This window comes from Promicromonospora sp. NPDC110617 (assembly GCF_055598465.1).
The window spans coordinates 422,096-444,429 of sequence record NZ_JBVKBM010000003.1; the positions used below are offsets into that span (position 1 = coordinate 422,096).

The 22,334-nt window shown below is 70.9% G+C and carries 19 protein-coding genes; 11 read left to right on the forward strand and 8 right to left on the reverse strand.

Going from position 1 to position 22,334, the window contains the following annotated elements; translation table 11 throughout:
• Positions 1-47: 47 nt before the first annotated feature.
• The 3 genes from ACZ7LE_RS19615 to ACZ7LE_RS19625 all read right to left on the reverse strand — a co-directional run bounded on the left by ACZ7LE_RS19615 (position 48) and on the right by ACZ7LE_RS19625 (position 2,870).
• The gene (locus ACZ7LE_RS19615; protein WP_470404925.1) at positions 48-1,025 is read right to left on the reverse strand and encodes an arginase family protein; all 978 of its coding nucleotides are present in this window, start codon (positions 1,023-1,025) and stop codon (positions 48-50) included.
• Between the two features lie 139 nt (positions 1,026-1,164).
• The gene (locus tag ACZ7LE_RS19620) at positions 1,165-1,914 is read right to left on the reverse strand and encodes an SDR family NAD(P)-dependent oxidoreductase (protein WP_470404926.1); all 750 of its coding nucleotides are present in this window, start codon (positions 1,912-1,914) and stop codon (positions 1,165-1,167) included.
• A 59-nt stretch (positions 1,915-1,973) separates the two neighbouring features.
• A complete protein-coding gene (locus ACZ7LE_RS19625; protein ID WP_470404927.1) occupies positions 1,974-2,870 on the reverse strand; it encodes a TIGR03620 family F420-dependent LLM class oxidoreductase in 897 nt (298 codons plus the stop codon).
• Between the two features lie 135 nt (positions 2,871-3,005).
• Here ACZ7LE_RS19625 and ACZ7LE_RS19630 point away from each other — a divergent pair, with 135 nt between their 5' ends.
• Positions 3,006-3,611 (forward strand): TetR/AcrR family transcriptional regulator, encoded by a 606-nt coding sequence (locus ACZ7LE_RS19630; protein ID WP_470404928.1) that lies wholly within the window; start codon positions 3,006-3,008, stop codon positions 3,609-3,611.
• Positions 3,612-3,912: 301 nt separating this feature from the next.
• Positions 3,913-5,379: a non-reducing end alpha-L-arabinofuranosidase family hydrolase gene (locus tag ACZ7LE_RS19635; RefSeq protein WP_470404929.1), complete on the forward strand. Its 1,467-nt coding sequence runs from the start codon at positions 3,913-3,915 to the stop codon at positions 5,377-5,379.
• 112 nt (positions 5,380-5,491) lie between these two features.
• Here ACZ7LE_RS19635 and arfA read toward each other — a convergent pair whose 3' ends face one another.
• From arfA to ACZ7LE_RS19655, 4 genes are all read right to left on the reverse strand, one after another.
• Positions 5,492-7,003 carry an arabinosylfuranosidase ArfA gene (gene arfA, locus ACZ7LE_RS19640; RefSeq protein ID WP_470404930.1) on the reverse strand — a complete coding sequence of 504 codons (1,512 nt, stop codon included), beginning with the start codon at positions 7,001-7,003 and terminating at the stop codon, positions 5,492-5,494.
• A 112-nt stretch (positions 7,004-7,115) separates the two neighbouring features.
• The gene (locus ACZ7LE_RS19645; protein ID WP_470404931.1) at positions 7,116-8,444 is read right to left on the reverse strand and encodes an ABC transporter substrate-binding protein; all 1,329 of its coding nucleotides are present in this window, start codon (positions 8,442-8,444) and stop codon (positions 7,116-7,118) included.
• A gap of 40 nt (positions 8,445-8,484) precedes the next feature.
• Positions 8,485-9,378: a carbohydrate ABC transporter permease gene (locus ACZ7LE_RS19650; RefSeq protein WP_470404932.1), complete on the reverse strand. Its 894-nt coding sequence runs from the start codon at positions 9,376-9,378 to the stop codon at positions 8,485-8,487.
• On the reverse strand, positions 9,378-10,214 hold the full coding sequence (locus tag ACZ7LE_RS19655) for a carbohydrate ABC transporter permease (RefSeq protein WP_470404933.1): 837 nt from the start codon (positions 10,212-10,214) through the stop codon (positions 9,378-9,380). The genes ACZ7LE_RS19650 and ACZ7LE_RS19655 overlap by 1 nt, the downstream gene beginning before the upstream one ends.
• A 168-nt stretch (positions 10,215-10,382) precedes the next feature.
• Here ACZ7LE_RS19655 and ACZ7LE_RS19660 point away from each other — a divergent pair, with 168 nt between their 5' ends.
• Positions 10,383-11,399 (forward strand): LacI family DNA-binding transcriptional regulator, encoded by a 1,017-nt coding sequence (locus tag ACZ7LE_RS19660; protein ID WP_470404934.1) that lies wholly within the window; start codon positions 10,383-10,385, stop codon positions 11,397-11,399.
• A 136-nt stretch (positions 11,400-11,535) separates the two neighbouring features.
• Here ACZ7LE_RS19660 and ACZ7LE_RS19665 read toward each other — a convergent pair whose 3' ends face one another.
• Positions 11,536-12,579 (reverse strand): LacI family DNA-binding transcriptional regulator, encoded by a 1,044-nt coding sequence (locus ACZ7LE_RS19665; RefSeq protein ID WP_470404935.1) that lies wholly within the window; start codon positions 12,577-12,579, stop codon positions 11,536-11,538.
• A gap of 179 nt (positions 12,580-12,758) precedes the next feature.
• On the opposite strand from ACZ7LE_RS19665, the gene ACZ7LE_RS19670 reads away from it, so the two are divergent.
• The 8 genes from ACZ7LE_RS19670 to ACZ7LE_RS19705 all read left to right on the forward strand — a co-directional run bounded on the left by ACZ7LE_RS19670 (position 12,759) and on the right by ACZ7LE_RS19705 (position 22,313).
• Positions 12,759-14,078: an ABC transporter substrate-binding protein gene (locus tag ACZ7LE_RS19670; protein ID WP_470405320.1), complete on the forward strand. Its 1,320-nt coding sequence runs from the start codon at positions 12,759-12,761 to the stop codon at positions 14,076-14,078.
• Positions 14,079-14,163: 85 nt separating this feature from the next.
• Positions 14,164-15,114, forward strand: coding sequence for a carbohydrate ABC transporter permease (locus ACZ7LE_RS19675; RefSeq protein WP_470404936.1), 951 nt, complete (start codon positions 14,164-14,166; stop codon positions 15,112-15,114).
• Positions 15,115-15,130: 16 nt separating this feature from the next.
• On the forward strand, positions 15,131-16,030 hold the full coding sequence (locus ACZ7LE_RS19680; protein ID WP_470404937.1) for a carbohydrate ABC transporter permease: 900 nt from the start codon (positions 15,131-15,133) through the stop codon (positions 16,028-16,030).
• 69 nt (positions 16,031-16,099) lie between these two features.
• On the forward strand, positions 16,100-17,734 hold the full coding sequence (locus ACZ7LE_RS19685; RefSeq protein ID WP_470404938.1) for a GH39 family glycosyl hydrolase: 1,635 nt from the start codon (positions 16,100-16,102) through the stop codon (positions 17,732-17,734).
• A gap of 186 nt (positions 17,735-17,920) precedes the next feature.
• Positions 17,921-18,991 carry a LacI family DNA-binding transcriptional regulator gene (locus ACZ7LE_RS19690; RefSeq protein WP_470404939.1) on the forward strand — a complete coding sequence of 357 codons (1,071 nt, stop codon included), beginning with the start codon at positions 17,921-17,923 and terminating at the stop codon, positions 18,989-18,991.
• Between the two features lie 89 nt (positions 18,992-19,080).
• Entirely contained in the window at positions 19,081-20,010 is a 930-nt protein-coding gene (locus tag ACZ7LE_RS19695; protein ID WP_470404940.1) for a sugar phosphate isomerase/epimerase family protein, read from the forward strand.
• Positions 20,011-20,067: 57 nt separating this feature from the next.
• Entirely contained in the window at positions 20,068-21,810 is a 1,743-nt protein-coding gene (locus ACZ7LE_RS19700; protein ID WP_470404941.1) for a dihydroxyacetone kinase family protein, read from the forward strand.
• On the forward strand, positions 21,810-22,313 hold the full coding sequence (locus ACZ7LE_RS19705; protein ID WP_470404942.1) for a ribose-5-phosphate isomerase: 504 nt from the start codon (positions 21,810-21,812) through the stop codon (positions 22,311-22,313). The genes ACZ7LE_RS19700 and ACZ7LE_RS19705 overlap by 1 nt, the downstream gene beginning before the upstream one ends.
• The last annotated feature ends 21 nt before the right edge of the window (positions 22,314-22,334 follow it).

Sequence of the window (22,334 nt, forward strand, 5' to 3'; positions counted from 1 at the left end):
CAACCGCTGGCGGGCGGTTGTCGCCGGGCTCAGCCGTTCCCACCCGCTCACGACCGCGGCCGGATGAGGCCCGCACCGCCGCCCGTCGTCGGCGTGAGGACGCCGACCAGGAGGCCGACCAGGTCCGCGGCGAGACTGCCGTCCGGGTCGAGGTCCGGGTCGAAGACCGTGAGCTGCAGCCCGACGCAGCGCGGCGAGGCGCACAGGGCGCCGAGCACCCGTGCCAGCTCGTCGAGCTCGAGGCCTCCGGGATCGGGGCTGTCGACCGCGGGCATGATCCCCGGGTCGAGCACGTCGGCGTCGACGTGCACCCAGAACCCGTCCAGCTCGCTCCGCTCGAGACGGTCCAGCGCGGCACGGGCCGACGCGTCGGCTCCGTCCGCGCGGATCCGGGCGACGTGCCGGACGGCGACGGCGGTACCCGCGAGCTCGGCGGAGTACTCGTCGTCGTCCCGGATGCCGAGCACCGCGACGTCGTCGTCCCGCACGTAGGGTCGCAGGCCGTCCAGGTCGGTCACCTCTGCCGCGCCCCGCCCGGTGACCAGGGCGAGGTCCTCGCCCGCGGCGGCGCCCACGGCCGCGGAGTTCCCCGGGTGACGGAAGTCCGAGTGCCCGTCCAGGAAGGCGAGGCCGAACCGGCCCCGCCGGCGCAGCGCCAGCGCGGTCCCGAGCAGGATGCTGCAGTCACCGCCGAGCACCAGCGGGAACCGGCCGTCGTCGAGCAGGGCGGCGATGCGGTCGGCGAGGCGCCCGGAGTACGCGGCGATCTGTGGCGCGTGGGCCACGCCGTCGCCAGGTTGCCAGCCCTGCCGGTCGTACCGGGGCGGGGTGACGCACCCGGCGTCCCACGCCCCCAGGCGGTCGAGGAGCCGGTGGTCCCGCAACGCTCCCGGTGCCTTGTACGTACCGGGCGCGACGCCGGGACCCGGAGGTCGCAGGCCCAGGTTCGAGGGCGCGTCGAGCACCGCGAGGCGGCGCACCTGGTCGTTCGTCGTCGTGGTTGCCGTGCCGGCGGGTTCGCTCATGGGCCCATCCTGGGTGCCGGCCGCCGGCGGCACCAGGTAGCCGGTGCCGGCCGTGGCGCACCCGGGACGGATCCCGGGTGCGCCCAACGTGGTCGTCAGTGATCGTCCGAGACGGCCGGTCCGGCCGGTCCGCCGGGCCTCAGAGCTGCACCTCTCCGCCGTCGACGAACAGCTCGGTGCCGGTCACGAAGCTGGCCTGGTCGGAGGCCAGGAACAGCACCGCGTTCGCGATCTCCTCGGGCTGCCCGAGCCGGCCCAGCGGGACGTTGCCGGCGAGCGCGGTCAGGAGTCCGGGGGCCTGGGCGGGCTCGGGCGCCAGGCCGCTGAGCCCGGGAGTCTCGGTGGGTCCGGGGGCGATCGCGTTGACGCGGATGTTGCGGCCGGCCAGCTCCCCGGCCCACGTGCGGGTGAAGGAGCGCAGGGCGGCCTTGGTCGCCGAGTAGACGCCGAACGACGCGGCTCCCTTGCTGACGGCGGTGGAGCCGGTGATCACGACGGAGGCGCCGTCGTTGAGCACGGGCAGGGCCTTCTGCACGGTGAACACCGTGCCGCGCACGTTGATGCCGAAGGTCTCGTCGAAGCCTGCCGGCGTCAGCTCCTGAAGGGTGGCGAACCGGCCGCCCCCGGCGTTGACGAACAGCACGTCGAGCCCGCGGCCGCGCGCCGCGACCGCGGCGAAGACCCGGTCGAGGTCGTCGAGGTCCGCGACGTCGCCACGGATACCGGTGGCGTCACCACCGAGCTGCGCCACGGCGGCGTCGAGCTCGGCCTGCCGGCGGCCGGTGACGAAGACGTGCGCCCCCTCTGCCGCGAACCTGCGGGCCGTGGCCAGGCCGATCCCCGACGTGCCGCCGGTGACCAGGGCGGTCTTGTTCTGGAGCTGTCCCATGTCGATCTTCTTCTTTCGTGGTGGTGAGGGTAGGTAGGTGGTAGGTGGGCGGTAGGTCGTCAGGCATCGGCGAGCGTCGGCGCGAGCGTCGCCAGCTCGCGCCAGGCCGACAGCGGAAGGTCCGCGGAGCCCAGGACGTGGACGGCGACGTGGTCGGCACCGGCGTCGAGGTGCTCCCGCAGCCGCGCCTGGATCGCGTCGAGGTCGCCCCACGCCACGAGGGAGTCGATGAGCCGGTCGCTGCCCCCGGGGACGAGGTCGTCGTCACCGAAGCCGAGCCGGCGCAGGTTGTTCTGATAGGCGGGGAAGCCGACGAACGCCCCGACGCCCGCCCGGGCGGCGGCCCGCGCGCGGTTCGGGTCGGTGTCCAGGACGACCGCCTGGTGCGGCGCGATCAGGGGGTCGGGCCCGAGGTCTGCCCGCAGGTCCGCGGAGTACCGCGGCGTGACCAGGAACGGGTGGGTTCCCGCCGTGCGCGCCGCCCCGAGCGCCGCCATGCGGGGCCCGAGCGCGCCGAGCAGGAGCCGGTTCGCGGCCACGGGCGTCGGCGCGGCGTCCAGGTCGTCGAGGTACCGGGTCATGGAGTCGACGGGCCGGCCGAACCGCTGCCCGTGGCTGCGCGCCGACCGGGGATCGCTGATCCCGAGGCCGATCACGGTCCGGGGCCCGTGCAGCCGGTCGAGCGCGGCGACCTGGTGCGCGACCTCCCCGGCCGGCGTGCCCCAGATGCCGAGGACGCCGAGCGCCACCGTGCTGCGGGGCGCGGCCCGGAGGAGGTGCTCGGCGTCGCCGAGCGCACCGGTGCCGTCGAGCCCCGGGATCCACAGGGTGCGCAGCCCGCGCTCGTCCAGCTCGGCGGCCGCGTCCTGCACCTCCGGCCGGTCCGCGGACCGTAGCTGCATGCTCCACACGCCGAGCGGGCCGAGGGTCCTGGCCAGCTCACGTCCTGCCGTCATGGTCGTCTCCTAGTTTCTAACCGAGCGGTTAAGAACTGGAAGGTAGCACTCGATGCCCACGGTGCGCAAAGTTTCTGAACGGTCGGTTGTAAACTGGTGCGCAGCAGACGTGGAGTCACCCTGGAAGGAGTGCTCATGGCAGGCGGAAGACCACGGACGTTCGACGCCGAGGCGGCGCTGGACCGCGCGGTCGAGGTGTTCTGGCGACAGGGCTACGAGGGCACGGGCGTCGCGGAGCTGACCGAGCGGATGGGCGTGAACAAGCCGAGCCTGTACGCGGTGTTCGGCACCAAGGAGGAGCTGTTCCAGCAGGTCGTGCGGCGCTACGCCGAGGTGGAGCTCGCCTACTTCCGCGACGCCCTCACCCGCCCGACGGCGATCGAGGTGGTGCGCGACTACCTCGACCGCAACGCCGCCGCGCTCACGCAGCCCGACCGCCCGCCCGGGTGCCTGTCGATCCAGGGCGGGCTGTCGGCCAACCCCGCCCACGACACCGTCACGCAGTTCCTGGCGAGCAGCCGCCGGGCAGGGGAGGACGCGCTGGCCGAACGGCTCGCCCGCGCGCGTGCCGAGGGTGACCTGCCCGCCGACGCCGACCCCGTGGTCCTCGCCCGGTACGTCATGGTCGTATCCGAGGGGCAGGCCGTCCACGCGTCGGCCGGCGCCACGCGTGACGAGCTGAGGCAGTCCGCCGCGATCGCGCTCCAGGCGTTCGAGCACGCACTCGCGCCGGCGGGCTGAGCGGGCGCGGCGGGGCGGGTGGGCGAGTCGGGGTGGGCGCGGCAGGCGCTGTGCCGCATCCTGCGCGACATCCCGGCCGCGCGCTCAGGCTTGTCCGTCGCGCGGGGCGCCGCTAGTGTATCGATAAATTTGCCGCTGCCCGCGTGTCTTTCCGCAACAACGATGTTAGCGCTCACACGTCCTGACCCGCGCAGCAGGTTCCTCCGGAGCCACGGTGCCGACCGCACCGTCGGCAGCGGCAGTACGCAATGCCCAGGCGCGGCCGACGGCGGCCGCGCCCCGACAGGCAAAGGAGCGAAGGATGAGGAAGTCCATCGCACGTCTCGTGCTCGGGCTGGTCGCGGCCCTGGCGCTGGTCCCGGCAGTCGTCGGGCCCGCCGAGGTCCCACCGGCGGCCGCGGCGAGCAGCAACCTGCTCACGAACGGGGACCTGGAGATCGGTACGACCGGGTGGTCGGCCTTCGGCGCCGGGACGGTGACGTCCAGCACGAGCCCGGTCCATGGCGGAACCCGGTCGCTGCTGGCGACCGGTCGTACCGCGGCGTGGAACGGCCCGGCCCAGACCGTGACGTCCGTGCTCACCAACAACACCAGCTACACGGCGAGCGTGTGGGTGCGCTCCCAGAGCGGCACGCCGACCGGCCGGGTCACGCTGGCCGTCACCGCGAGCGGCACGACGAGCTATGTCAACCTCGCCCAGGGCGCCATGAGCTCCTCGGGCTGGACGCAGCTGACCGGCACCGCGACGGTGTCCTGGTCCGGAACGCTCTCGTCCGCCACCTTCTACGTGGAGACGGCGGCGGGCACCGACGGTCTCCACATCGACGACGCATCGCTCGTGAGCAACACGGCCTCGGCCTGCGACCTGCCGTCGACCTACCGCTGGACCTCGACCGGGGTCCTGGCGAACCCGAGGTCCGGCTGGGTCTCGCTCAAGGACTTCACGGTGGCGCCCTACAACGGTCAGCAGCTCGTCTACGCGACGACGCACGACACGGGCACGTCGTGGGGCTCGATGAACTTCAGCCTCTTCTCCAACTACTCGCAGATGGGGAGCGCCTCGCAGAATGCCATGTCCTCCGGCACGGTGGCCCCGTCGCTGTTCTACTTCGCCCCGCGGAACATCTGGGTGCTCACCTACCAGTGGGGTCCGTCGCCGTTCATGTACCGGACCTCCAGCGACCCGACGAACCCGAACGGCTGGTCGGCCGCGAGCCCGCTGTTCACCGGATCGATCTCCGGCTCCGGCACCGGCCCCATCGACCAGACGATCATCGGCGACGGCACGAACATGTACCTGTTCTTCGCCGGGGACAACGGGAAGATCTACCGGGCCAGCATGCCGATCGGCAACTTCCCGGGCAGCTTCGGCAGCTCCTACCAGACCATCATGAGCGACACCACGAACAACCTGTTCGAGGCTCCGCAGGTCTACAAGCTCAAGGACCAGAACAAGTACCTGATGATCGTCGAGGCGATCGGCGCCAACGGGCGGTACTTCCGCTCGTTCACGGCGAACAGCCTCTCCGGGTCGTGGACACCGCAGGCCGCGACGGAGAGCAACCCGTTCGCCGGCAAGGCCAACAGCGGCGCCACCTGGACCAACGACATCAGCCACGGCGAGCTGCTGCGGACCACCGCGGACCAGACCATGACGGTCGACCCCTGCAACCTGCAGCTTCTGTACCAGGGTCGGTCGCCCAGCTCGGACGGTGTGGACTACGGTCTGCTCCCGTACCGGCCGGGGCTGCTGACGCTCCAGCGTTAGGCCCTCCGGGGCGGAAGCGCCAGGCCCCCGGGCGGACGGCGCGTCCTCTCGTCAGCGTGAGCGCGGGCGGGAGGACGCGCCGTCGGCGCGCCCGTGATCAGGGCAGTTCGGGTCAGACTCGCTCGAGCCGGATCATCGACCAGGAGACGGGCGGCAGGTCGACGTGCGCGCGGTCGTCGGAGACCTTGGCCGTCGTGTTCGCGCGCGGCAGCACCGAGGTGGCGTCGTCGGCCGTGGCCGACCACGTGTGGTCGGGGTTGGCCAGCGTGAGCGCCTCGACCACCCGGAGACCGGGGAAGCCGCGCAGGTCCACGTCGAGCGCCACGTCCTCGGTGAGCGACCGGTTCACCGCGAACAGGACGACGCCGCCCGTCTCCGGGTCGTGGGTCGCGACCGCGTCGAGCACCGGCACCGGGCCGAACTTCGCCGTCTCCTGCACCGGCGCGTCCACCGCCAGGCGCAGCACCTCGCCGGCCGCGTGCCGCGCGGTGAGCGCGAAGGGGTGGAACGTCGTCTGCCGCCAGGACCGCCCGCCCGGCTCGGTCATGATCGGCGCGATGACGTTGACGAGCTGGGCCAGCGACGCGGCGTGGACGCGGTCGGTGTGCCGCAGCAGCGAGATGAGCAGGTTGCCGACCACGACGGCGTCGGCCACGTTGTAGCGGTCCTCCAGCAGCACCGGGGCCACGGGCCAGTCGTCGCCCGACGGCGGACGCGACTCCGCGCGCTTCTGGTACCAGACGTTCCACTCGTCGAACGACACGTGGATGTGCTTGGTGTGCTTGCCGGCCGCGCGCACGGCGTCGGCGGTCGCGGCGACGGCGTCGACGAAGTGGTCCATGTTCACGGCGGAGGCGAGGAAGGAGGCGAGGTCGCCGTCCTCCTCCCAGTAGTACGCGTGCGCCGAGATGTGGTCGACGTGCTCGTACGCCTCGGTGAGGACCGTGTGCTCCCACTCGCCGAACGTGGGCATCTGCGAACCCGACGAGCCGCACGCCACGAGCTCCAGGTCGGGGTCGACCATGCGCATCGCCCGTGCGGTCTCGGCCGCGAGGCGGCCGTACTCCTGCGCGGTCTTGTGGCCGATCTGCCACGGGCCGTCCATCTCGTTGCCCAGGCACCACATCTTGATCCGGTACGGGTCCTCGGCGCCGTTCGCCCGGCGCAGGTCGCTCCAGGTGGTGCCGCCCGGTACGTTGCAGTACTCCAGCAGGTCGAGGGCCTCCTGGACACCGCGGGTCCCGAGGTTGACGGCCATCATCGGCTCGACGCCGGTCCGGGCGCACCACCGCACGAACTCGTCGACGCCCACGAGGTTGGGGTCGGTCGAGTGCCAGGCGAGGTCGAGGCGGCGGGGACGCTGCTCGACCGGTCCGATCCCGTCCTCCCAGCGGTAGCCCGAGACGAAGTTGCCGCCGGGGTAGCGCACCGTCGTCACGCCCAGCTCCCGGGTGAGCTCGACGACGTCGCCCCGGAACCCGTCGGCGTCTGCCGTCGGGTGGCCGGGCTCGTGGAGGCCCGTGTACACGCTGCGGCCGAGGTGCTCGACGAACGAGCCGAACGTACGGGGGCGCACCGGTCCGACGACGAACGCCGGGTCGATGGTGACGGATGCGGACAGCATGAGAGATGTTCTCCTCGGTGGTTGGTTCGTGAGGCGTGGCGCGCGCAGGCGGGGCGGCCGCCGTGGCTGGATGCCGCGACCGCCCCGCCTGTGCGTGCGTGACGGCAGGGCCCTACTGGCCCAGCTGGTTCTGCAGGTCGGCCTGCGTCTGGTCGAGGGCTTTCTGGACCGGCGTGCCGTTCTCGTAGATCTCGTTGAGCGTGACGGTGCGGAACGTGTCGTCGACCGTGGGCCAGTTGGGGTCGCTGAACGACTCGAAGTGCCCGATGCCGTCCTTGACCTCGTTCAGCACGTCGAACAGGTTGGTCTGGAAGTACTTGTTGAACTTGTTGTCCGGGTTCTTGGTGACTTCTTCGTCCTCCCAGACGGCCATGTTCACCGGGTCGAAGCCCAGTACCTCCCAGACGGCGACGTTCGCCTCGGGGGAGAGCTTGGCGAACGCGAGCCACTGCGCGGCGAGGTCCTTGTTCGGCGAGACGGCCGGGACGGCCGCCCCGGTGCCGCCGCCGCCGATGGTCTGCACGACGGCGTCGTCGGGCACCGGCGCCGGGGCGATGGCCACCTTGCCGGCGAGGTCGGGCATGTAGTCGACGAACCGGGACGTGTACCAGGCCGGGTAGACGATCGCGGCGTAGTCGCCGTCGTTGATCGCGCCGTACGCCTCCTCGGAGTCGGGGCTGCCGCCGGGGATCGTGGAGATGGCACCGGCGTCCTGCATGTCCTTCATCATCGAGAGGGCCTCGACGACCTCGGGGCTGTTGACCTGCACGTTGCCGTCGGCGTCGATGTACTGCCCGCCGAGCTGCGCGGTGATCAGCGGCTCGAGGAACATGACGCTGGTGCTGGCGACGCCGAACGCCTTGCCGGTCTCCTCGTGGTACTTGACCCCGGCCTCCTGGAAGTCGTCCCAGGTCTTGATGGTCGTGTAGTCGATCCCGGCGCCCTCGAGCGCCTCGGTGTTGTAGAACGTGGTGAACGCGCCCACGTGCGTCGGGAACCCGTAGATCGTGCCGTCCTTGCTGTACAGGTCGAGGCGGGCCTGCACGACGTCGTCCTTGTACGGCGCCGCGTACTCGGTCAGGTCGAGGAGCGGAGGGTTCTCGCCCTTGACGAAGTTCGCGAACTTGTTCACCTCGATGTCGACCACGTCCGGCAGGCCCTCACCGGAGTTCACCGCGAGCTGCAGCTTGTTGTGCATGTCGTCGTAGGGGTAGACGGTGACCTCGAGCTGGATCTCCTGGTCGGGGTTGGCCTCGTTCCACCGCTCGGCCATCTCCTCGTAGTACGTGGCGTGCACGTCGGCGAACGTCCACATGTTCAGCGTCGTGGAGCCGTCGGCGTTCTTCACGGGTGCCTCGGGCTGGCTCCCGCCGCACGCGGCGAGCGCGGTCACCGCGAGTGCGGCGGTCAGCATGGACACCGTCGTCCGTAGCCTGGTCATGTTTGTCTCCGTTCGATCTGAGGTGCGATCTGAGGTGCGGTCAGCCTTTGACCGCGCCCGCGGTGATTCCTTCGATGAAGAAGCGCTGGAAGGCGAGGAAGAGGACGAGGACGGGGATCAGGGAGAAGAAGGCCCCGATGATCAGCAGCTCGTAGTTGTTGCCGTAGGGCGTCAGGAGCGTGTTCAGGCCGATCGGCAGCGTGAACTTCTCCGGGCTGCGCAGCACCAGCAGCGGCCAGAGGAAGTTGTTCCAGCAGAGCATCCCGTTGAGGATCGCCATCGCGGCCATGGCCGGCTTGGTGATCGGCAGGACCAGCCGGAAGAAGATGCCGAACTCGCTCACGCCGTCCACGCGCCCGGCCTCGAGGATCTCCTTCGGTATGCCCAGGAAGTACTGGCGGAAGAAGAAGATCGTCACGGCCGACGCGAGGAACGGGAGCGCGATCACCACGTAGGTGTCGGCCAGCCCCATGTCGTTGACCTGCACGTACAGGGGCAGCATGAGCATCTCGAACGGGACGGTCATGACCAGGAGCACCATGATGAACCACAGGGTCTTGGTCCGGAACTCGTACATCGCGAACCCGTAGGCCACGAATGCGCTCACCAGCAGGGTCCCGGCGACCTGGCCGACCGTCAGCAGCAGCGTGTTGGCGAACCAGCGGAAGTAGGGACCCGAGTCGGTGAACAGCAGGACGTAGTTGTCCAGGCTCAGGGTGCCGAGGTCGACGGCGAACGTCATGCCGCGCCGGATCACCTCGTTCCCGTCCTGGAACGTGCCCACGAAGATGGCCAGGAGCGGGACGAGCGAGATCAGGGCCATCACGACGAGGAAGACCGACTGCATCCACGCCGCGGCGGACGGACCGCGGCGGCGTCGGGCGGAGGTGGCAGGAGCGGTCGTCACCCGGTCCTGTTCCTGGAGAGCGGCCATCACGCGGCCTCCTTCCTGAAGGTGCCGCTGGCGACGAGGTAGGAGATGTTGATCGTCATCACGATGACGAGCAGCACCACGCCGACGGCGGAGGCGAAGCCCAGGTCGTTCTCCTCGATGCCCTTGCGGTAGAGGTATCCGACGACCGTGAGGCCCTGGTTGTTGGGCGAGTTGTTGCCGGCGTAGAGCATGAAGCTCTCGAGGAACATCGCCAGGCCGCCGTAGACGCTGATCGTGACGACGTAGACGATGGTCGGCCGCAGGTTCGGGACGGTGATGTGCAGGAACTGGCGGAACCTGCTCGCCCCGTCGATGGAGGCGGCCTCGTAGTACTCGGTCGGGATCGCCTGCATGCCGGCCAGGAAATACATCATGTTCACGCCGGTCCACCGCCACAGGGCGATGGCCAGCAGGGCCACGAGCCCGGTGACGTCGCCGCGCAGCCAGCGGACCGGGCCGAAGCCGAAGAACTCGGCGACCTGGTTCATGATCGCGGTGTCGGACTCCGCGAAGATGAGCCGGAACACGATGCCGGCCACCACGACGGAGGTCAGCGCGGGCACGAACATCGACGCCTTGAAGAACCCCTTGATGCGGGCGCTACCGATGTTCGAGTTGATCAGCGCCGCGAGCGCCAGCGGGATCGGGATGAGCAGCACGAGGGTGAGGACCATGTACCGCAGGCTGTTGAACAGGGCCTGCCAGAAGATGCGGTCCTGCCAGAGCCGTTCGTAGTTGTCGAGCCCGATGAACGTGGCCTGGCCGTAGAGCACCTCCTGGGTGCTCATCACGAACGACCGGCCCAGCGGGACGACCCAGAAGACGGCGAGGGTCACGAGCTAGGGAAGGATGAAGAGATAGGGCGCGAGCCTCTTCGAGTACAGGAGCTGCTTCACGGCGGTTCGGATCCTCCTTGATCAGAGCCACGGGGTGACACCGGCACGGTCGGACGCTGGCGTCGGACGCGGGGTGCCATGATGGTCGGCGTGGTGAAGATGAGTGACGTGGCACATGAAGCGGGCGTCTCGACGATGACGGTCTCGAATGTCATCAACGGGCGGCCGGGAGCCAGTGAGGACACCCGTGCCCGTGTGCTCGACGCTGTGGCCCGGCTCGGCTACCGGATGAACGCCACGGCGCGGCAGCTGCGCGTGGGCCGGAGCGGTGCCATCGGGCTGCTGGTGCCGCACCTGGACGGGCCCTACTACTCGCATCTCGCCGCGCGGCTGGACACGCTGGCGCACTCGCGGGGCTACCACGTGATCATCGAGCGGACCGGTGCCAGCAGGGAGGGCGAGCTCGACGCGATCACGCCCGAGCGGGTAAGGCCCTACGAGGGCGTGGTGTTCAGCCCGGTGCAGATCGACACCGCGGACGTGCGGGCGGCCGGCATCGAGGTCCCGGTGGTCCTGCTCGGCGAGCGTCGGCTGGCCGGCTCGTTCGACCACGTGATGATGGACAACGTCGGCGGTGCCGAGCTCGCGGTCGCGCACCTGCTGGAGCACGGCGCGCGGCGCATCGCCCTGATCGGCGGCCGCCCGGACCGCGGCGTCGACAGCATGGCGACGCTGCGCAGCCGCGGTTACCGCAGCGCGCACGCCAAGGCTGGCGTGCCGGTCGACGAGCGCCTCGTCGTGGACGCCGCCTCGTTCACCACGAAGGACGGCTACGAGGCGGTGATGCGCCTCCATCGGGACGGCGTCCCGTTCGACGGCGCCTTCGCGCTGACCGACGCGGCGGCCATGGGCGCGCTGCGGGCGCTGGCCGACGTCGGGCTGCGCGTCCCGGAGGACGTCCAGGTGGTCGGCTTCGACAACGACGCGGAGGGGGAGTACCTCATCCCGCGCCTGACCACCATGGACCCCGACAACGACTCGATGGCCGAGCGGATCATGGAGCTGCTGCTGCGGCGGGTCGAGGCGGGCGAGACGGGTGCGGCGCCGGACGGCGACGTCGTCGAGGCCGTCATGTCGGCCCGGATCGTCGTGCGCGAGTCGACGCTCGCCCGCGCGTCTGCCTAGTCGATCGGTCACTGGTTCTCTTCCTCGAGCAGCCACCCCGGTGATATTTATCGATAAAGTAGAGGGGATGGCGCCAGGTGTCAACGGCGCCCTCGAGGTTTCGCCCGCCGGGTGCGTCCGGCTGCGTCGACCCGCCCTACCGGGGGCGGGCCGGGGGTGCGGTGGAGTCGCGGACCGTCAGGCTGGTGGCGAGCTGCACGTGCCGTGACGCGGGCTGGACGCCGTCCGCCATGGTCAGGAGCGTCTCGACGGCCATGCGGCCCATCCCGGCCAGCGGCTGGTGCACCGAGGTGAGCGGCGGCGACGTCCAGCCCGCCTGGGGCGTGTCGTCGAAGCCCACGACGCTGAGCCGCCCGGGCACCGGGACGTCCAGCTCCCGGGCCGCGGCGAGCACGCCCACGGCGATCTCGTCGTCGCCCGTGACGATCGCCGTGGGTGGTTCGGGCAGCGTGAGCAGCGCGCGGCCGTGCAGCAGGCCCGTGTCGATCGCGAACGAGTCGCTGCGGACCAGGGCCGGCTCCAGCTCGATGCCCGCGGAGTCCAGGGCCGCCCGGTAGCCGTGCAGGCGTTCCCGGGCGGCCGCCGACGCCGCCGGGCCGCCGATCCAGCCGATGCGACGGTGCCCGAGGTCGAGCAGGTGTTCCGTCGCGGTGCGCCCGCCCGCCCAGTTGGCCGACCCGACGCTGACGGTCCGGGGGTCCTCCAGGTCGACCGGGTCGATCATGACGAACGGCATCCGCACCTCCTTCGCCGCCTGGAGCACGGCGTTGGGCGCCGCGAGCGTGATGCCGACGATGCCGACCACGCCGGACTCCTTCTGCTCGGCCATCCAGGCCCGGGCGGCGGCCCGGGTGGCCCGGACCGCGCGGTCGGGTGCGGAGCGCACCAGCAGGTTGGCCCGGGCGCTCGTGGTCGCGGCGAGGACGCCGTCCAGCACGTTGGCGACGTAGGGCGAGGCCAGTGCGTCGAAGACCGCGGCGATGGTGCGTGTGGGCGGGGGCTCCCACTGGGTGGTCGGGCGGTAGACGAGGGCGGCGACGGCCTCCAGGACGCGCTCGCGCGTGTCCTGCGCGATGTCGTGGCGCCCGTTGAGCGCCTTGGACGCGGTGCTCGTGGAGACCCCGGCGTGTCGCGCGACGTCGGCGAGCGTCGCCCGCTCCTTCGATGGCCGACCCACCATGGCTCTTTCCCTTCGTCGAAACTATTTCGGAGCCTAGTGATCGCCCCGGGCGACGTCAATCGGGTCGATTGCGTGCGAAGGGGCCGTTGACGCCCGGCCCGAGCCGCCGTTACAGTCCGTGCTTGATCGATAAAGTTGCGAAACTATTTCGCAACCTCTCAACGAGGAGGGACAGGGTGATGAGGCTTCTTACCAAGGCGTGGACGGTCGGTGTCGCGCTCGCGACGGCCGGCGCGCTGACCGCGTGCTCGGGTGCGGGCGGGACCACGGCGAGCGCCGGTGGCGGCAGCGCCGACCAGCCGGTGAAGCTGACGGTGTGGAGCTGGGACGGCACGGTCGAGCTCGCGGTTCCGGGCTTCGAGAAGGCCAACCCCGGCATCGAGGTCGAGGTCGTGAACGCCGGCTCGTCCTCCGACGAGTACCAGGCGCTCGACAACGCGATCCAGGCTGGATCGGGCGTGCCGGACCTCGTGATGTTCGAGTACTTCGCGGTCCCGTACTTCGCCGTCCCCGGCAAACTCGCCGACCTCGGCCCGCTGGGCGCGACCGAGCTGGCGGACGACTACGTCCCGTCGGCCTGGAACAACGTCACGATCGGCGACGGCGTCTACGCGTTGCCCTCGGACTTCGGGCCGGCCGTCATGTTCTGGAACGAGGCGACCTTCGCCAAGGCGGGGATCGACGAGGCGCCGACGACCTGGGACGAGTACTACCAGGACGCCAAGAAGATCCGGGCCCTGGGCGACGACTACTACATCACCCAGGACACGAACGACCTCTTCTTCCTGCTCTCGCTGATCTGGCAGGCCGGCGGTCGCCCGTTCGAGGTCGACGGCACCACGGTGCACATCGACTTCTCCGCCCCGGAGACCCAGAAGGCGGTCGCGTTCTGGCAGAAGATGATCGACGAGGACCTGGTCGACACCACGATCAGCGCCTGGTCCGACGACTGGAACCGCGCCCTGAACGACGGCACGCTCGCCTCGCAGAACATGGGCGGCTGGCTCACCTCGACCCTGCCGGAGCGGGCACCGGACGCCGCCGGCGACTTCCGGGTCGCCCTCATGCCGCAGTGGGAGAAGGGCGAGAAGGTCGGCGCCGAGAACGGTGGCTCGTCCTTCGGGATCCCGGAGGCCGCGGCCAACAAGGAGGCGGCGTACAAGTTCCTCGAGTACTTCACGCACGGCGAGGGCCTGCAGCCCCGCGTCGACGCCGGCGCGTTCGTGCCGAACAGGTCGGTGCTGGACAGCCCGGAGTTCCAGGACGTGAAGAACCCCTACTTCGGTGACCAGAAGACCGGCCAGGTGCTCGCGGAGGCCTCGAACATCGCCGCTGTCGGCTGGCAGTACCCGCCGTTCTTCGAGTGGGCGCGCAGCACCTACGGCGACATCGCCACGCCCTTCTACACCTCGGGCGAGGGCTCGCTCGCCGAGGTCCTGCAGACCTGGGAGCAGCGCTCGGTCGAGTACGGCAACGAGCAGGGGTTCCAGGTCGACTGACCCGCCCCCCCGGCGGCGTCTCGTGCGACAGCTTGAGCGCGAGACGCCGCCGGCGACCTCACCGACAGACCAGAAAGGACCAGTCATGAGCGCGACGGAGCGCATGACACGCCCCGCGGCGGCGAGCGTGCCCCTGCCCGGCGGGGCGCCGCAGCAGTACCGGCGACGACGCACGCGACAGATCGGCTGGGCGTTCGTGGCGCCCTTCGGCATCCTGTTCGCCCTGGTGTTCATCGTGCCGATCACCTACGCCGCCTACCTCAGCCTCTTCCAGGACCGGATGGTCGGCGGATCGTCGTTCGTGGGCCTGGCCAACTACACCAAGCTGTTCGGCGACGCGCAGTTCTGGGACGGCGTCTCCCGCGTCGTCTGGTTCACGCTGATCCAGGTGCCGATCATGCTGGTGCTGGCTCTGGTGCTGGCGCTCGCGATGGACTCGATGCGGCTGCGCGGCATGCGGTTCATGCGGGTGGCCATCTTCCTGCCCTACGCGGTGCCGGCCATCGTCTCCACCCTGATGTGGGGTTTCATGCTCGGCGTCCGCTACGGGCTCTTCGGGAGCATCAACGGCTGGCTCGGCACCGACATCGACCCGTTCCGGCCGAGCACCACGCTGATCTCGATCGGGATCATGGTCACCTGGGCCTTCACCGGCTACAACATGCTGATCTTCGACAGCGTGCTGAAGGCTGTGCCGCAGGAGCTGTACGAGGCGGCCGCGATCGACGGCGCGGGGGAGCTCCGGGTGATCCGGGCGATCAAGCTGCCCGCGCTGCGCGGCTCCCTCGTCATCACCGTCATCTTCTCGATCATCGGCACGTTCCAGATCTTCAACGAGCCGCAGATCCTCCCGTCGATGGTGGCCAACAGCGGGATCACCACCTACTACACGCCCAACCTGTACGCGTTCAACCTCGCGTTCACGGGCTCGCAGCAGGGCTACGCGGCCGCTCTCGCCCTCGTCATGGCCGCGTTCACCATCGCCATCGCGTACGCGGTCCAGATCCGGGGCATGCGCCATGCCCTCGACCAGTAGCAGCCGGAGACCTCTCATGACGACCACCACCGCCGGTGTCCCGCGCCGCGGGCGCCTGCACACCCTCGCCAACCCCCGCAAGAGCGGCACGCTCACTTTCCTGACGGGGCTGTTCACCCTCTACTGCCTGGTGCCGCTGATCTGGCTCACGATCAACTCCACCAAGTCCCAGGCCGACTTCGTCTCCAGCTTCGGCTTCTCCTTCGGCCAGCGCTTCGCGCTCGTCGACAACATCGTCGAGGTCTTCACCTACGACGGCGGCATCTTCTCGCGCTGGCTGCTCAACACGGTGCTGTACGTGGTCGTCGGGGCGGTCGTCTCGACGTTCCTCGCCGCGCTGGGCGGCTACGCGCTCGCGAAGCTGGAGTTCACCGGCAAGCGGGTCTTCCTGTTCGTGGTGCTCGGCGCCATCTCGGTCCCCGGCATCGCCCTGGCCATCCCGCAGTTCCTGCTGTTCGCCCAGCTGGGCCTGACGAACACGCCGTGGGCGGTGCTGATCCCGTCGTTCCTCAACCCGTTCGGGCTCTACCTCATGTGGGTGTTCGCCGCCGAGGCCGTCCCCACCGGGCTGCTGGAGGCCGCGAAGATCGACGGCGCAGGGGAGTTCCGCACCTTCTGGCAGATCGCGCTGCCGATGCTCGTCCCGGCCACCGTGACCGTGCTGCTGTTCTCGTTCGTGTCGATCTGGAACAACTACTTCCTGCCGCTGATCATGCTCAAGGACCCCGACTGGTACCCGCTGACCGTCGGCATCAACCAGTGGAACAAGCTGGCCTCCACGGCTGGCAACGGCGAGCTGCTCCAGAACCTCGTCGTCACGTCGTCGCTGCTCACGATCATCCCGCTGATCATCGCGTTCATCTCGCTGCAGCGCTTCTGGCAGTCCGGCCTCAGCCTCGGCGCCGTCAAGGGCTGACGCCGTCCGCGGCGCGCCTGAACCCCACGTCGCCCGAACCCCACGTAGAGAAGAAGACAGAGGAGAACCTTGGACACCCACACGACCCCCGGCCTGACGATCGACGGCGAGGCGACCACCGCCGTCCCGCTGCGGCATATCTGGAACGAGTGCGTCGGCGCCGGACGGGCCAACGAGGCGCTGCGCGCCGACTGGCAGGCTCACTTCCGCGAGGCGGTCACGCGGCTGGGAGCACGGTTCGTGCGCTTCCACGGGCTGTTCCACGACGACATGTTCGTCTACCGCGCCAACGACGGCGGCGGCTTCGGGCCGCCCGTCCCGCTCGACACCCCGGTGCACACGTTCAGCTACGTCGACAAGGTGTTCGACTTCATCCTGGAGACCGGCGCACGCCCGTTCGTCGAGCTCGGCTTCATGCCGCGCGAGCTGGCCACCGAGACCGAGACGCTGTTCTGGTGGAAGGCGCACTGCAGCCCGCCCACCGACATGGCGCGGTGGGTCGAGCTGGTCACCGCGACCGTGAGGCACTGGATCGAGCGGTACGGCCTCGACGAGGTCCGGCAGTGGCGGTTCGAGGTGTGGAACGAGCCCAACCTCGTGCCCCACTTCTGGACCGGGACGCGGACCCAGTACTTCGAGCTCTACGAGGCCACGGCCCTGGCGATCAAGGAGATCGACCGGGAGCTGAAGGTGGGCGGACCGTCCACGAGCGTCTTCGTGCCCGACGACCGCTACCGGGGGGAGTGGGAGGACCGGTCCGTCGAGCACGCGACCGCCGAGGCGGAGGACGTCGACGCCCTCGACTGGCGCCCCGTGTGGATCGAGGAGCTCATCGACTGGTGCGCCGCACGCGACGTCCCCATCGACTTCCTGTCCACCCACCTCTACCCGACGGACGTCGCGTTCGGGGCCAACGGGCAGATGCGGCACATCCGCCGCCACGTGGACGCGACCTACGACGACCTGGTCGCCCTCCGCAAGCTCATCGCCGGCAGCCCGTTCCCCGACGCCGAGCTGCACATCACCGAGTGGTCGAGCTCGCCGTCCAGCCGCGACTCGATCCACGACACCCTGTTCGCCGCCACCTACATCACGCGCGCCTACCTGCGGAGCGCGGCGCTCGCGGACTCGATCTCGTACTGGACGTTCACCGACGTGTTCGAGGAGGGCGGCGCGGGCATCGGACCCTTCCACGGCGGGTTCGGGATGGTCAACGAGCAGGGTCTGCACAAGCCGACGTTCCACGCGTTCGAGATGCTGTCCCGGCTCGGCGACACGGTCCTCGCGGCCCTGCCGTACGGGACGATCACGCAGGACGCGGCGACGCGCGAGGTCTCCGCCGTGTTCTTCAACTACCCCGACGACATGGGCCGCCAGGGGGTCGGGTCCGAGCTCACCTACGCGGCCACCCGGGGGCTGGCGGAGCGAGGTCCCGTCCGACGGGTCCGGCACACGGTCGGGGGCCTCACGCCGGGCGCCGTGTTCTCGGTCGAGTCGATCGACTGGGACCACGGCAACGTGGCCGAGGCGTGGCACCGGATGGGGGAGCCGCTCAACCTCACCCGGGAGCAGACGGCGGAGCTCCGCGACACCGCCGACGCGCTGCGGAGCACGACCCTCACGGTGTCCGGGGACGGCGTGCTCGACCTCGACCTCGAGCTGCCGGCGTGGTCGGTGCTGTCGATCACCCCGGCACGCGGCTAGGGCGGCGAGAGGTGGGGAGGCGATTCGAAAAGTTTCGGATCGCCGACTCCGCTTCGTGCGGATCCAGGCCCGTGGTTCCGCGGAAAATGGGGCGTGGAGCACGCTCGTCGAGGGCTGATGCGTGAGATCGGCACCTTGTATTTTTCGGAGCCAGGCGATAAAAACGGTCGGAACGAGGAGGCAGCCTTGACGAAGAAGACCGGGCCGGCACGTCCCAACCTCTCGGCCGTGGCCGCGCACGCGGGGGTGTCCACCGCCACGGCGTCCAAGGTCGTGAACGGGCGGCCGGACGTCGCCGAGGACACCCGGGAACGGGTCGAGACGGCGATCACCGCGCTCGGGTACCGGGGGCCGTCCCGGACCACCACGGCGCACACGGTCGAGCTCATGGTCGACACCCTGGACACCGCCTATGCGTCGCAGATCCTGCGGGGCGTGGTGCTCGCGGCCGAGGAGCTGGGCCTGGAGGTCGTCGTCGGGCGGGTGCGCCGCAGGTCCGCGAACGGGGTGCCGGAGTCGAGCGCCGCCTGGGCCCAGCGGCTCGCCGCCGCCGACCGGGTGGGTGCGATCGTGCTCACCTCCGGGCTCGGCCCGGACGTCTACGCGAGCCTCGCCCGCGCCCGCGTCCCGCTCGTGGTGATCGACCCGCTCGACGTCACCGAGGAGGGCGTGGTCTCCGTGGGGTCCACGAACTGGCTCGGCGGGCGGAGCGCGGCGGAGCACCTGGTCCGGCTCGGGCACCGGCACCTCGCGGTGGTGGCCGGGCCGGCGGAGTCCCTCAGCGCCGTCGCGCGCCTGGACGGCTTTCTCACGTACTGCCGGCAGCAGGGTGTGGAGATCGAGCCCGAGCTGGTCCGCCCGATCCGCTTCGACCACGACCAGGCCGTCCAGGTCGCGGAGCGGTGGTTCCAGCGTCCCGACCCGCCCACCGCGGTCTTCGCGGGCAGCGACGCGCAGGCGATGGGGGTGCTGGAGGCGGCCCGGCGCGCCCGCCTGCGGGTCCCGGAGGACGTCAGCCTCGTGGCCTACGACGACACCCCGCTCGCGTCATGGGCCAACCCGCCCCTGACCGCCGTCCGGCAGCCGCTGGAGGAGATCGGACGGCGGGCGCTGCTCACCGTGCAGCAGCTGCACGAGGGCAGGCCCGTCGACTCCCACCACATCGAGATCGCCACCACGTTCGTCGTCCGGGACTCGACCGCCCCGCCCCGGGACGAGCTGCTCCGGACCGAGCCGCTCCCGGACGCGCGGGGCTGAACCACGCACACCTGCACCATCCGCCGGGCGATCCGCCCGGCGGCCGAACCACGATGCCGCGCGGCATCGCAGATCGACGGAGATCACACATGCGCACAGCCGAGAACTGGCCCATCGCGGCCAACATGCTGTCCTTCGGGTCGACGACGGCGGACGGCACCCCCAACGTCCACGCGCCGGCCGAGGCCTGGCGGGAGCAGCTCCAGCAGGTGGCAGACCTGGGCTTCTCGCACGTCGACCCCACCGACGCCTGGCTGTCGATCGGCGAGCTGAGCGACGCGCGGTTCGCCGAGCTGCTCGCCGTGCTGAAGGAGACGGGGCTGTCGGTCCCGTCCGTGTCCACAACCCGCCGCAGCGTCATCGACGCCGCGCGGGGCGAGGACTACCTGCGCTTCGGCCACACGATCATCGACCGCGCCCCGGAGCTCGGGGCGGAGGTCGTCAACTTCGGCTTCATGCAGGCCCTGACGCCCGCCCAGGAGCGCGCCCTGTGGTTCTGGCTCGCCGAGGGGCACCACGACGACCTCGACGACAAGGACGCCTACGACCTCGCCGTGGGCCGCATCCAGGAGCTCGCCGACCACGCACGCGACCTCGGGGTGCAGGTCAGCCTCGAGATGTACGAGGACACGTACATCGGCACCCCGGACCTCGCGGTCCGGTTCGTGCAGGACGTCGACCGCGACAACGTCGGCATCAACCCAGACCTGGGCAACCTGGTGCGCCTGCACCGGCCGATCGAGGACATCCCGACGATGTTCGAGAAGGTCCTGCCCCTGACCAACTTCTGGCACATCAAGAACTACACGCGGGACTTCGACCCGGCGACGGGGGCCTACGCCACCCACCCGACGCCGCTCGTCCAGGGCGTCGTGAACTACCGCGCCGTGCTCCGCCGCGCCCTCGACCTGGGGTTCGAGGGGGTCTTCGTGTGCGAGCACTACGGGTCGGACAGCCTCGGCGTCGCCGCCCTCAACCGGGAGTACATCCGTGAGGTGCTCCGGGGCGCCGGGCGGTAGCCGTCGTCGGCAACAGGTCCCCAGAACAACAGGTCCCCGAGCAAAGGTGCAGGTGAGATGACCTACGTCCACAACAGACCGGAAGACTTCGTCCCCGAGGCCCTCCGCGGCCTCGTCAAGGCCCACCCCGGCCGGCTCCGCCAGGTCCCCGGCGGGATCGCCCGCGCGGAGGGCACCCGCCCCGGCAAGGTGGCGGTCGTCGTCGGCGGGGGATCGGGCCACTACCCGGCCTTCGCCGGCCTGGTCGGCGACGGCCTGGCCGACGCCGCCGTGTGCGGCGACATCTTCACGTCGCCGTCCACCCGCCAGGTGCTCGACGTGTGCCGGGCCGCCGACGCCGGAGCAGGCGTGTTCGTCACCTTCGGGAACTACGCGGGCGACGTGCTCAACTTCGGCGCCGCGGCCAGCCGGCTGCGGGCCCAGGGTACGGAGGTCACCATCCTCCTGGTGACCGACGACGTCGCGTCCGCTCCCGCCGACCGGGCCCACGAGCGGCGCGGCGTGGCCGGCGACCTCGTCGTCTTCAAGCTCGCCGGTGCCGCCGCCGAGGAGGGCGCCGACCTCGCGGAGGTGAACCGCCTCGCCGCGTGGGGCAACGCACGCACGCAGTCCTTCGGCGTGGCGTTCGACGGCTGCACGCTGCCCGGCCAGGACCACCCCCTGTTCAGCCTGGAGCCCGGGACGGCCGGCTGGGGGCTCGGCATCCACGGTGAGCCCGGCGTCGGGGAGGAGGCCAGGCCCACGGCGGCCGCGCTCGCCGTCGAGCTCGTCGACCGGGTGCTCGCCGAACGCCCCGCCGACGCGGACGGCCGGGCCGCGGTGCTGCTCAACGGCCTCGGCGAGGTCAAGTACGAGGAGCTGTTCGTCCTGTGGGACAGCGTGCACGACCTGCTCGTGGAGCGCGGCATCACGATCGTCGCACCGCTCGTGGGCGAGTACGTGACCAGCCTGGACATGGCCGGCTGCTCGCTGACCGTCACGTGGCTCGACGACGAGCTCGAGCGCCTGTGGCTCGCACCCGCCGACACGCCCGGGTTCCACCACGGCGCATGGCGCCCCGCACCCGCGTCGGTTCCCGCACCGCTGCCCACCGAGCCGGAGACCGAGCTGGTGCGCGCCACCACGCCCGAGGGGATCGCCGCGGCGGGCAGGGTGACAGGCATCCTGCGCCGGGCCCAGGGCGCGCTGCACGACGCCGAGCAGATGCTCGGTGACCTCGACGCCGTGGCGGCGGACGGCGACCACGGCCGGGGCATGTGCCGCGGCATCGACGCCGCCGTCGCCGCGGCCGACGCCGCCCTCGCGGCCGGGGCGGACGCGCCGTCCGTGCTGCGCCGGGCGGCCGACGCGTGGGCGGACAAGGCCGGTGGAACCTCCGGCGCCCTGTGGGGCGTGGGCCTGCTCGCGCTGGCCGACGTGCTCCCGGCGGACGCCCGCGTCGGCCTCGACCACCTCGTCGCCGGGATCGCCGCGGCCCGGGACCACGTGCAGGAGGTCGGCGGCGCACAGGTCGGCGACAAGACGATGGTGGACGCACTGCACCCCGCCGTCGAGGCGCTGACCGCGGCCACCGCCGCGGGCGCCGCGCCCGCCGACGCGTGGCGCGCCACCGTCGAGGCCGCCCGCGAGGGCGCGGCTGCCACGAAGGACATCGCGGCCCGCCGGGGCCGCGCGCGAGTGCTCGGGGCCAGGTCCCTGGGCGTCCCGGACCCCGGGGCGACCTCCCTCGCCCTGCTGCTGGGCGAGGCGGGTGCCGAGGCAGGCATCCCAGCGCCCACGACCTCGAAGGTGGAATCCTGATGGTGGACGGCCTGCGACTGGTGATCGGCTGCGACGACGCCGGGTACGAGTACAAGGAGATCCTGAAGCGGGACCTGGAGGCGGACGAGCGGGTCGCCTCGGTGGTCGACGTCGGCGTCGGCAGCGACGAGCACACGGCCTACCCCTACGTCGGCGCCGCCGCGGCGCGCCTGGTCGGCGCGGGGGAGGCGGACCGGGCGCTGCTCGTGTGCGGCACGGGTCTCGGCGTGGCGATCGCGGCCAACAAGGTGCCCGGCGTGCGGGCGGTGACCGCGCACGACTCCTTCTCGGTCGAGCGTGCGGTCCTGTCCAACGACGCGCAGGTGCTCTGCTTCGGGCAGCGCGTCGTGGGCATCGAGCTGGCCCGGCGGCTGACCCGCGAGTGGCTCGGCTACCGGTTCGACCCGGCGTCGCCGTCCGCGCCGAAGGTGATGGCGATCGGGGAGATCGAGGACCAGGCCGCGGGGAGCGAGCCGGCGCCGAACCCGGCGTCCTGCGGCTGACTGCTGTTGGTAAACGTTTCA